The organism is Lutibacter agarilyticus (assembly GCF_900188235.1).
Taxonomy (GTDB): domain Bacteria; phylum Bacteroidota; class Bacteroidia; order Flavobacteriales; family Flavobacteriaceae; genus Lutibacter; species Lutibacter agarilyticus.
This window is the reverse complement of the sequence record NZ_FZNT01000015.1, coordinates 1-12,557: the sequence shown is the minus strand read 5'-3', so window position 1 is coordinate 12,557 and position 12,557 is coordinate 1. Positions and strand designations below refer to the sequence as shown.

7 protein-coding genes are annotated in these 12,557 nt (G+C 32.4%); 6 read left to right on the top strand and 1 reads right to left on the bottom strand.

Going from position 1 to position 12,557, the window contains the following annotated elements; translation table 11 throughout:
• Positions 1-23: 23 nt before the first annotated feature.
• On the bottom strand, positions 24-779 hold the full coding sequence (locus tag CHB67_RS16915; protein ID WP_089382992.1) for a hypothetical protein: 756 nt from the start codon (positions 777-779) through the stop codon (positions 24-26).
• 486 nt (positions 780-1,265) lie between these two features.
• Between CHB67_RS16915 and CHB67_RS16905 the strand changes: the two genes are divergently transcribed.
• The 6 genes from CHB67_RS16905 (at position 1,266) to CHB67_RS16880 (ending at position 12,434) form a co-directional block, all read left to right on the top strand.
• Positions 1,266-2,915, top strand: coding sequence for a DUF6377 domain-containing protein (locus tag CHB67_RS16905; RefSeq protein ID WP_089382991.1), 1,650 nt, complete (start codon positions 1,266-1,268; stop codon positions 2,913-2,915).
• A gap of 315 nt (positions 2,916-3,230) precedes the next feature.
• On the top strand, positions 3,231-6,188 hold the full coding sequence (locus CHB67_RS16900; protein ID WP_089382990.1) for a SusC/RagA family TonB-linked outer membrane protein: 2,958 nt from the start codon (positions 3,231-3,233) through the stop codon (positions 6,186-6,188).
• Between the two features lie 19 nt (positions 6,189-6,207).
• A complete protein-coding gene (locus CHB67_RS16895) occupies positions 6,208-7,683 on the top strand; it encodes a RagB/SusD family nutrient uptake outer membrane protein (protein ID WP_089382989.1) in 1,476 nt (491 codons plus the stop codon).
• Positions 7,684-7,701: 18 nt separating this feature from the next.
• Positions 7,702-9,447, top strand: coding sequence for a SusE domain-containing protein (locus CHB67_RS16890; protein ID WP_089382988.1), 1,746 nt, complete (start codon positions 7,702-7,704; stop codon positions 9,445-9,447).
• A 45-nt stretch (positions 9,448-9,492) separates the two neighbouring features.
• The gene (locus CHB67_RS16885) at positions 9,493-10,947 is read left to right on the top strand and encodes a glycoside hydrolase family 30 protein (RefSeq protein ID WP_089382987.1); all 1,455 of its coding nucleotides are present in this window, start codon (positions 9,493-9,495) and stop codon (positions 10,945-10,947) included.
• A gap of 20 nt (positions 10,948-10,967) precedes the next feature.
• Positions 10,968-12,434: a glycoside hydrolase family 30 protein gene (locus CHB67_RS16880; protein ID WP_089382993.1), complete on the top strand. Its 1,467-nt coding sequence runs from the start codon at positions 10,968-10,970 to the stop codon at positions 12,432-12,434.
• The last annotated feature ends 123 nt before the right edge of the window (positions 12,435-12,557 follow it).

The following is a 12,557-nucleotide window of genomic DNA, read 5'->3' as shown; positions in this document are numbered from 1 at the left end:
GGTTCTGTGCAACAAAAGATTCATTATACAGTGTCAATATCCGTTACAGACAAGGCATTGTAAGAACCATTTTTCAACGGATACATTTCACCATTCACTTCTTGGTAAAACTCAATTCCCAACACCTGAATCACAGGTAAAGTAGAATTCGCAGTGATCGTTGCTGTTAAATCAATAGCAGTACCTTGTGAACTGTCATACGGTAAAATAGCAGTTTCATCACTTTCAAAAGTTGAAGTTTCCGCAGAAAAATCAATCTCAGCAGCACCCATTACCATTTTAAAGTGCGTAGTTCCTGTTGGCGCTGCAACACGAATACTTGGAGCAAAAGCAGCAATGCTCACAGAAGCATCTCCAGATACACGATCAAATGCATTCACAAAAGGTGTAAATAATGTAGCACCTAATTTTGCGTTGGTGTTGAATTCAAATCCAACTAACAGATCTAAATTTCCATCTTCAACAGTTCTCAATCCACGAGCATTTGTGCTATCGGTTTTTACCACTTTTAGCAAATCGGTAGTCAATCTACTTACCACTCTTTTGTCTTTTGCATTCTGTAACAACACACGAATTGCATTACGCAATACTTTACCACCTTTTCCTGCAGCACCAAATTCAGCACCATTTTCACGCGTTCTTTGAAACGCAGGATCATTTGCAATTCTTGATGCTTCCACACCACCTTTTTCTCGGGCCAAATGCCCATCAGAAGTTTTGTAAAAGGAAATACCTCCAATAGTTCCTTTTAATTTAATAATACCAGTTTGTTTAGCCATAATGTTATAAAATTTTTAATTCTCAACAAAGCAACCTATCTTTATAAAAGAAATCAAAAACAGAAATCCATTCATTCCGAAAACAGCCTTTTTCAACTAAAACAGGATGTATAGACAAAGCATAGATAGTGGTAGGATAAAGTATGGATAGTGTATGAAAATGAAGATTGTAAGAGCTTGCATATACCCAAAAGACATTCAGTGTATCACTGGCAGAAGTGAACGCTATGGAAGAAAACTTTTAAATAGAATTAAAGTTCATTTTGGCAAAGAACCACATCAGTTTGTAACTGTTAATGAATTTTCAGAATATTCAGGGATAGATTTAGATAGTATAAAAGAATGCATGATAGATTAAAAGAAATAGAAGTATAGCTCAAGAGAAAGTGGCGTTAAATAACAGATCTAAATAAAATTATTTAAAATGAAATTCAATATAACTTTTTGGAATAACAATATTTGTTATTTTTGAAAAAACTACCTTCTATGAGGATTGTCATTCTTTTTATTTTTGTTTTTATCTTTAAATCAATTTACGCTCAAAAAGAAATTGATTCGTTGCTTGTTGTTTTAGAAGAAACTATGGAGCATAGAAGTGAATATGATATCCAAAAAGAGCTTCATATAAAAAATTTAAAAGATCTTTTAATTGATGAAAGTTTAAGTTTAGAACAAATTTATCAAATTAATGCTACTATTGTTAGTGAATATGAAGCCTATTCTTTTGACGAAACCTTATCGTATATAGAGCAAAACATATCTATAGCAAATAATTTAAAAAACTTATTTTATATAGATGAAACTAAATTAAACTTATCTAAATTATTGGCATCTTCAGGTAGATACACTGAAGCAATTGATGTTTTAAATCAAATAAACAGAGAAAAACTATCAGATAAATTATTGAACAATTATTACAGTACTTATAAAAAAATATATTTAGGCTTAAGTTTTTATTCACTGGCTAAAGAAAACAAAGAAAGATATGCTAACTATTATAAAGCATACACCGATTCATTGTTTAATAGGTTAGACCCAAGTACCGAAGAATATTTAGCTATTGTTGAAACTAAGTTTAGAGATAACAGGCAGCTTTTAGAAAGTTTAAAAATAAATGCTCGAAGACTAGCAATGACAAATATTGGTACCAGAACTTATTCCTTGGTAACTTTTGAACGGTCGCTTTGTCATGAACTTGAATCTAATACTAGTGAGCAAAAAAAACATTTAATTTTATCTGCTATTTCTGATATAAAATCTGCGGTAAAAGACAATGCATCACTTACTACATTAGCATTGTTATTATTTAAAGAAGATGATATTAAAAGAGCACATAAGTATATTAATTTTTCTTTTGAAGATGCCGATTTTTACAACTCAAGTTTGCGTTTTATTTTAATATCAAACATTCTACCTGACATTACAAAGGCTTATGAAGAGCGCAGTGAAGTACAAAAAGAAAAACTTCAAAAATCATTAATAATTATAAGTATTTTAGGGCTTATATTATTAGGTACTGTTTTTTATATTTTTATTCAAATGAAAAATTTAAGACGTGCAAAAAATGAACTTTTAAAAGCAAATCAACAACTTAAAGACCTCAACATAAAACTTAACAAAACAAATCATAAATTAGAAAAACTGTATGATGATCTTTCTGAATCTAGTTTAGTAAAAGAGCATTATATTGGTACCTTTTTAAATATTCACTCAAATTATATTGATAAGTTAGATGCTTATAGAAAAATGGTTAAAAAGCATATTGTAACCAAAAAAGTAGCCGACTTATTTGAAAAAACAAAAACAAACCAATTAATTCAAGAAGAATTAAAACTTTTTTACAAAAACTTTGATGATACGTTTTTACATATTTATCCAAATTTTGTTGAAAAATTAAACGATTTATTGGTTGAAGAAGGAAAAGTAACGCTTAAAAACAAAGAATGTTTGAATACTGAACTTCGTATTTTTGCGTTGATACGTTTAGGAATTACAGACAGTTCTAAAATTGCTAAATTACTTCGATACTCTGTAAATACTATTTACAATTACCGCGTTAAAATTAAAAATAACGCTGCTGTACCAAGAGATAATTTTGAAAATGAAGTAATGAAAATTGGTGCTTCAAAAAAATAAATTGAACCTAGTGTAAAGGTAAATTTATACATAAATCTGTTAAATGTAGCTAATTTTTAAGTTATTATTTCCACTTTTTTTCAATCTATAAAAACACATAAAAATCTATTAATTAGTTTTTTAGGTGTTTTTGTGTGACCTAATCATCCACTTTTGTACTACTTCAAATTGTGAAGCGCTTGTTTTTACAATTTCTTTACATCATCAATTAAAATGATTTGTATTTATAAGTCACGAAATCGATATAGAAATTAAATCGCACACAAAGTGCAAAAGCAAAACAAACTCAATTATTATCATTAAAAACAATCAAACATGAAATTTAATGAATGCCCAAATTTAAAAGCATCGTTTAAATACGTTGTTTTAATCATGTTAATTTCCTTTTCAACGTATGCACAGCAAAGTACGGTAAAAGGAAAAGTAACAGACAGTGCAGGTGAACCTATACCTGGAGTTTCTATTTTATTGAAAGGAGCTGCATCAGGAACAACCTCAAATTTTGACGGAGATTACGAACTCTCTATTGAAAACCCATCAAGAGCAGTACTTGTATTTAGCTATGTTGGTATGACAACGCTTGAAATTAGCGTAAACGGAAAAAACACCATTAACGCGGTTTTAGAAGAAAATGTTATGGCAATGGAAGAAGTGGTGGTTGTAGGTTACGGATCTCAACAAAAGAAAGACATTACAGGGTCTGTTTCTGTAGTGAAATCTGAAGATTTTGATTCAAGACCAAATACGCAAGTAGCTTCTTTAATTCAAGGTAGAGCAACTGGTGTTCAGGTACTTTCTAGTTCAGGTAAGCCATCACAAGGCCTTAGTATTCGTATTCGTGGAACAAATTCAATTAACGCAGGAAGTGAGCCTTTGTATGTTTTAGATGGTGTTCCAACTACCGATACAAGATCTATCAACCCATCTGATGTTGAGAGTATTACCATTTTAAAAGATGCTTCTTCAGCAGCAATTTATGGGGCGCAAGGAGCTAATGGTGTTGTAATTATTACCACAAAAAGAGGTACTTCAGCAAAACCTACAATTACACTTGACACTTATGCTGGTGTTTCTCAGGTTTGGAATACATTACCGGTTTTAAACGGAGAGCAATATAGAGATTTAATGACTGAAATGGGTCAAAATACAGATTGGGATTTATACAATGAAAATACAGATTGGCAAAAAGAAATTTTCCAATCGGGTTTATCTCAAAACTACCAAGTTTCTATGAGTGGTAAAAGTAACAATACCAATTACTATTTATCAGGTGGTTACATTAAGCAAGTTGGTGCGGTAAGAAGTTCAGAAATGGATAGAGCCAACTTTAAAATTAATTTAGATCAAAAAGTAAACGACTGGTTAAAAATAGGAACAAGAATTGCCTATTCTAAATATTCGGATGTTGATATTAACGACAATTCAAGTGTAAATTCAGGAGGTGTTTTATTAGGTGCTTTAAATACACCAAGTATTATTGGAATTTATAATAATGACGGAACGTTTACAAGCAATCCTTTTCAAAACTGGGAAAATCCAATTGCAAGTACAGACGGAAGTGAAAGAGAGTATAATAATAGTAGGTTTCTTGGAAATGTGTATTTAGAAATAGCATTTTTAAAAGATTTTACCTTTAGATCAAATTATGGAATTGATGAAAGTAATGGTATTTACGATTATTTTTTAGACCCGTACAGAACGAGTTATGGTAGAGCTTTAAAAGGAAGAGGTGTTAGAAACAGTGATCATTCGTCATATTATATTTTTGAAAATACATTAAAGTATAATAAAGAAATTCAAAAACATAAAATTGAAGCCTTAGTTGGAGCTGTGAGTCAAAAAAACTATTGGGAAAACAGTGCTATTGAAAGAAGAAATTTTGCAAGTGATGGTATTGAAACTGTAAATGGTGGTTCTGAAATTATTACAGCAACAGCGTACAAATCAGAAAAAGCAAATTCTTCATTTATTAGTAGAATCAACTACGATTTTAACGATAAATATTTAGTTACAGCGAACTTTAGAGCTGATGGTTCAAGTATTTTTGGTCCTGACAATCGTTGGGGATATTTCCCTTCATTTTCTTTAGGGTGGAGACTTTCAGAAGAAAACTTCTTAAACGAATCAAAAACAATTAACAACCTTAAATTAAGAGTTGGTTGGGGTATTGTTGGTAATGATCAAATTGATAATTATGCGTATTTAGGTAGAGTTGGTAGTGGTGCAAATTACCCAATTGGCGGTATTACAATGCCAGGAACCTATCCTGCTTCTATTGAAAATTTAGCCTTAAAGTGGGAAGAGTCTGAGCAAACAAATATTGGTGTAGATTTAGGCTTATTAGATGGTAGAATCCTTTTTACTGCTGATGCTTATATTAAAAACACAACCGATTTATTATTAAACGCTCCATTACCAAAAAGTACTGGTTTTGACAGTGCCATCCAAAACGTTGGTGAACTTCAAAATAAAGGTTTAGAGTTTGGTTTAAATACCATAAATATTGATAAAGAAGTGGTTTGGTCTTCAACTTTAAATATTTCATTCAATAAAAATGAAGTGATTAATTTGGTGGGTCAAGAAATTTTTCAAGGCGGAATTGCAGGTAGAGGAGATGCTAGTTTAATTAGAGAAGGGCTTCCTTTAGGAACTTTATATGGTTATGAATTTGGCGGTGTAGATAGTGCTACAGGTAATGCATATTACATTAACAATGCAGGTGAAGCAACTTTTTCTCCATTGGCTGAAGACCGAAAAATAATTGGTGATGCAAATCCTGATTTCTTTTATTCTTTCAACAATGAAGTTTCTTACAAAGGTTTTGGCTTAACTGTATTTTTACAAGGTTCTCAAGGAAATGATATGCTAAATGCTACTAAAATTGAAGCTGAAGGTATGCTAGATCCAAAAAATCAATCACTTTCTGTTATAAACAGATGGAGAAATCCAGGAGATGAAACTAGTATTCCAAGAGCAACTTGGGGAAGTACTGATAACTCAAGAATTTCAACTAGATTTATTGAAGATGCCTCTTACTTAAGATTTAAAACCATTACACTAAGCTACAACTTTGGTGAAAAAATAATGGACGAACTTAGCATGGGAAGTTTAAGAATTTACGCTACAGGCGAAAACTTATTTACCATTACAAACTATTCAGGTTTTGACCCTGAAGTGAACGCGTTTGGAGGAAGTAATACCGTTAGAGGAATTGACTACGGAACTTACCCTCAAACAAGAAACATCATTTTTGGTATCAACGCTACATTTTAAAAACTAAAGAAATAGTATTATGAAATTAAATAAAATAATAGTTGCATTGGCTGTAACATTTACGTGTATTTCTTGTGAAGATTATTTGGATTTAGGTCCAATTTCAGAAGAAACATCTGATAATGCCTACAACAGTGCCAGTCAAATAGAAGCAGCGCTAACAGGTGCTTACGAATCTTTTCAATCATCTGATTATTACATTTGGGACAATGTACTTTTTCAAGATGTACGTTCTGATAATTATTACGCAGGTGGCGACAATCCTGAAGTGTTTTCAATGGATTTTTTAACCATTTCGCCAACCAACTCAAAAGTATTTGGTAGCTGGTCTAACTTATACAATGCCATTGCAAAAGCAAATACGGTTATTGATAAAGTAGAACAGGTAAACGATGTTAATTTAACTGAAGTTAGAAGAAAGCAAATTAGTGGTGAAGCCTATTTTTTAAGAGCTTATCACTATTACAATTTAGTAAAAGCTTGGGGCGGAGTTCCTCTAGTATTAGAAGCTGTAAAATCTGCAAATCCTGAAGATGTGCGTATTCCAAGAGCTACTGCTGAAGAAGTGTACGAACAAATTATTATCGATTTACAAATGGCAGCTTCATTGTTACCTGATACCTATGGAAATGATGCAAGTGTTAATAAAGCAAGAGCAACTGCTGGTGCTGCAAATGCATTGGCTGCAAAAGCGTGTTTACAAAAACCTAATCCTGATTATGAAAAAGCGTTGGCGTTTATAAATAAAGTAGAAACTAGTACTGCTAATTATACTTTAATTAGTTATGAAGAGTTGTTTGACGGAAATCATTACAACAATAACGAGTCTATCCTTGAAGTTCAATTTTTAGGAGGAGACGAAGGAAACTGGGGGCCACAATTGTTATTACCTCCATCAATTTCAGGAGATACTTGGAGAAAGTTTGTAACACCATCTCATAATTTAGTTGATGCTTTTGACGCTGCAGGAGACGTTGTTAGAAAAAATGCAACTATTTTATTTGAAAAAGTACAATGGATTGATGAGTACTGGGGAAATGAAATTGATTACTCAATTCCTTTTGGATATAAATGGAAAAACGCCAACGGTTGGGCTAGTTCAGACCGTCAATATATTTTAAGATATGGTGATATTGTACTGCTAAAAGCGGAAGCTTTAAACGAATCTGGTCAATTAGGTTTAGCTGCTGCTGAAGTTAATAGAATTAGAACACGTGTTTCTTTACCTGAATTAACAAACGAGCAAAAAGCCTCTAAAGAAGTTTTAAGAAATACCATTTTAAACGAAAGAAGACTTGAATTGGCGCAAGAGGCACAACGTTGGGACGATTTAGTAAGATACGGTGTTGCTGTTTCAACAATGAATAATTTAGTTGAAATTGATTTAAGAACGGGTAGTGCTGTTAATTATAATATGACAGAAGCTAAGATTTTATTGCCAATTCCTCAACAAGAATTAGACAGAAATCCTGCATTAGTACAAAACCCTTTATAAGACTAAAAAACAATAAAAATGAAACATATATATATAAAAATAGTTTTCTTATTAGCGGTGATACTTACGGTTGGCGCTTGTAAAGAAGAAGATAATTTACAACCTGAAGGCTTATGGGAACTTTCTGTACCTTCAATTGTAGCTCCTGAAAACAATGCTAAAATTGTACTGGATGAAAACAATGCGTCTGAATTAATAACATTTAATTGGACAGCTGCGACTTCATCACTTGGTTATGGTGTTTATTATTCAGTAATTATTGTAGATGCTGAAAACCCAGATTATGAAAACCCATTGATGGAAATTACTGCTGAAAATGGCGGAAAAGGACTTTCAGCTTCTGTTTCTTATGAAGATTTAGATACCGCTTTGTCTCTTGCAGGGTTTAACGCAAATACCGATGTAAATTTAATGTGGGCTGCTGTTGCAAAATCTTTAAGTAAAGAAGAAATGGGTACAGGCAACTTAACTGTTACTCGTTTTGAAAACGAAATTATTCCAACACAGTTATTTATTTCTGGAACTGCAACTGAAAGCGGTACAGATATGGCTCAAGCAATTTCTTTAAGAAGATTAAACAATTCAGAAGGAAAACCTTCAAACATTTATGAAATGTATACAAGTTTAACAGCCGGAAATACCTTTATGTTTTACAGCGAACAATCTTTACCTGCTCATAAATATGGAGGTGCTGAAGATGTACTTGTAAAAAATGGTGAACCTATGAGTGTTGCTGAAGATGGTGAATATAGAATTACGGTTAACTTAGATAACAACACATACTCGTTATTAAAAATTGATAGATGGAATGTAAAAGGAAGTCCAATTATTGGTGGATGGGGAAGCGATGAGCCATTAGCATATATTGGTGGTGGTGTTTGGCAAGCAACAATGGATCTTGTTGATACCGGAGGTTTCTTATTTAGAGCCGATGTACCAAATGAAGGTTATTGGAACTATTTATTAAAACGTGTGGTTGGTACTGCCAATGAAGTTATTATGGAATCTCAGGCTGGTGATCAAGGGTTGTCTTATGAAGATATTCCTTCGGAAGTAAAAGGAACTATGATTGTTACTTTAGATCTTTCATCAAATGCATATACGTATTCTATTGAAAAAGATCCAAATGCAACTGAACCAATTGAGACTCCAGAAACATTGTATTTATTTGTAAACAATACCATGATTGAAGAAATGACAAAAGATGGAGATATTTTTAATAACACGAATTATTTAGCATTACAAAACGGAGATGTTGTTACTTTAAATACAGCTTCAGATGGAACAGGTAGTAGTTTTACTATGTTCTCAAACATTGGCGCTACAGATACACCCGACGATATTAAAGCAAGTGTGAGTTCAGATTTAGTTGCTGGAAGCGATGAAATTTCGGTTGAAAGAGACCAAGCGTATGGTTTTAGTATAGATTTTGCAAATGCAAAGTTTACTTGGAGTTATTACAATTTATTTTTATTTCATTGGGATGAAGTAAATCAAAAATGGGATGACAGAGATGAGTTTTTACTAACCTATGTTCACCCATATAAGTTTACAACTACAGCCAGTTTAAAAGCAGGTTTTGATATGAAATTTTTCTCTCCTTGGGATAATGATTTTGGAGCTGATGACCCAAGTGCTTTAATAGGAACAATGACCAATCGTGGAGGTTCTAACTTTAAAAATATTACTACCGATGGTTCTTACAATATTACTGTTGAAGTAACAAATGACTATGCAAGCGCAACTTACGAGTTTGCGCAATAATTTAACAAAACCAGCTGCTTAGGCAGCTGGTTTAAATCTATAGAAATGAAAAATAATGTTATAAATTTCACTAAATATTTCATCATTCTTATCACTTGTATTGGAATTCAAATGGGATGCCAAAGCTGTGAAAAAAACGATGACGGAACTGTAATACCTCCTCCCGTTGTAAAACCTGTGAATGTTGACTTTTACTTAACAAAAGCGGATCAATCTGTGTTGTTTACAAAGCAACAAACAGGTATTTCATCTTATGTTGAAAATAGTTTACCAACCATAAATGTAATGTCAAATGTAGCTTATCAAGAAATTGATGGTTTTGGATATTCATTAACTGGCGGAAGTGCGTTGCATATTAACAAAATGTCTTCATCAGCAAGAGCAAATTTATTGAAAGAACTTTTTAAAACTGATGGTAACAATATTGGTGTAAGTTATTTAAGAATTAGTATTGGCGCTTCAGATTTAGATGCTGCTCCTTTTTCATACAATGATTTGCCTGCAGGTGAAACCGATGTGAATATGGATAAATTTTCTATTAGTGAGGATCAAAAAAATTTAATTCCTGTGTTGAAAGAAATTTTAGCAATCAATCCAGCAATTAAAATCATGGGATCTCCTTGGTCTCCGCCAACTTGGATGAAAACCAATCAAAATTCAAAAGGTGGTAGTTTAAAACCTGAATATTATGATGCTTATGCTAAGTATTTTGTAAAATATGTGCAAGCAATGGCTTCCGAAGGAATTACAATTGATGCCATTACAGTTCAAAACGAACCGTTACACCCAGGTAACAATCCTAGTTTATTAATGGAAGCTGCGGATCAAGCTATTTTTGTGAAAAATCATTTAGGCCCTGCATTTGAAACGAATGGAATTGCTACCAAAATAATAATTTACGATCATAATGCCGATAGAACCGATTATCCTATTTCAATTTTAAACGACCTAGATGCAAAAAAATATATTGATGGTTCTGCATTTCATTTATATGCCGGAAATATCAACGATTTAAGTAAAGTTAACACTGCGCATCCTGATAAGAATTTATACTTTACAGAACAATGGGTAGGCGCTAACGAAAATTTTGAGGACAATTTAAAATGGCACACTAGAGAGCTAATTATTGGTGCTACTCGAAATTGGTGTAAAACAGTATTGGAGTGGAATTTAGCAGCTGACTCAAATTTAGAACCACATACTGATGGTGGTTGTACAGAATGTTTGGGTGCCTTAACAATTGATGGAAATAATGTTACTAAAAATGTTGCCTATTATATTATTGCACACGCTTCAAAATTTGTAAGACCAGGTTCTAAAAGAATAAATTCAAACAACATTTCTGAATTGCCAAATGTTGCTTTTAAAACGCCAAACGGTGCTATTGTTGTGATTGTATTAAACAATACTGGAGTTCAAAAAACCTTCAATATAAATGCTGAAAACGAACCAATTACAACAACTTTAGATGCAGGCGCAGTTGGAACGTACATTTGGTAAAACCTTTAAATTTTAATAAAATGACGTATAAATATATAACGTTCATACTTACAGTATGCACCATAGTTTCTTGCTCTAAACCAGCAATCAAAGAAACTCAAAAACAACAAGCAACAGTAACTTCAATTAAAAAAGAAGCTACTGTATATGCTACAGTTAAAGACAGTGATTTAAAACTATCGTTAACCGGAAATTATAAATTCAGCAATGCTATTCAGCCTTTAGAAACGGAAGTTGCAATTTTTGTTAATACAAACAAAACCTTTCAAACAATGCTGGGTATTGGTGGTGCTATTACAGATGCTTCTGCTGTGGTTTTTGCTAAATTACCTAAAAACAAACAAGAAGAATTTTTACAAGCCTATTATAGTAAAAATGGTATTGGGTATAATATCATAAGAACAAGTATTCATAGCTGCGACTTTAGTCCTGAAAGTTTTACTTATATTGAAGAAGGTGATAAAGAATTAACAACATTTTCTATAAAAAAAGACAAAGAATTTAGAATTCCAATGATTAAAAAAGCAATGGATCTTATTAAAAATGATGTTGTTTTTTATGCAAGTCCTTGGAGTCCACCTCCTTTTATGAAAGGAAAAAAAGATATGTTACAAGGCGGAAAATTATTACCTGAATTTTACCAATCTTGGGCTACTTATTACACGAAATTTATCAAAGCTTATGAAGCTGAAGGAATGCCAGTTTGGGGAGTTACTATTCAAAATGAACCGATGGCAGTACAACGTTGGGAATCGTGTATTTATACTGCAGAAGAAGAAAGAGATTTCTTGAAAAATTATTTAGGCCCAACATTTAAAAAAGAAGGATTAGGAGATAAAAATATTGTGGTTTGGGATCATAATCGCGATTTAATTTCACACAGAGCTAACACCATTTTTGAAGATCCTGAGGCAGCTAAATATGCTTGGGGAATTGGATTTCATTGGTACGAAACTTGGACAGGTGCTGAACCAAATTACAATAACTTACAAAACATTAACGACTCGTTTCCTACCAAAAACTTATTGTTTACTGAAGGTTGTCAAGAATCTTTTGATCCTACACAATATCAACGTTGGTCTAATGCCGAGCGATATGGAAATTCTATGATTAACGATTTTAATAATGGTGTTGTTGGCTGGACAGACTGGAATGTGTTGTTAGACGAAACCGGAGGTCCAAATCACGTTGGGAATTTCTGTTTTGCTCCTATTCATGCTGATACACAAAGTGGAGAGTTGATTTATACACCAACGTATTATTATATAGGTCATTTCTCAAAATTTATAAGACCTAATGCTAAAAGAGTAAGTACAACTTCAAGCAGAAGTACACTTGAAAGTACTTCTTTTATAAATGAAGATGGAACAATTGCAACCGTTGTAATGAATAAAACAGCTGCTGAAATTGCATATAAAGTTATAGTTGATGAAATGGAAATAACTTTAAATATTCCTGCACATGCTATTCAAACACTTATTTATTAATTATTATAAAATAAGCTTATGACAGCACATTTTGGATTTTGGGATTACCTCATTTTCGTAGCCTATGCAGTACTTATTTTAGGTGTAGGATTATGGGTTTCCAGAGATAAAAAAGGACATGAA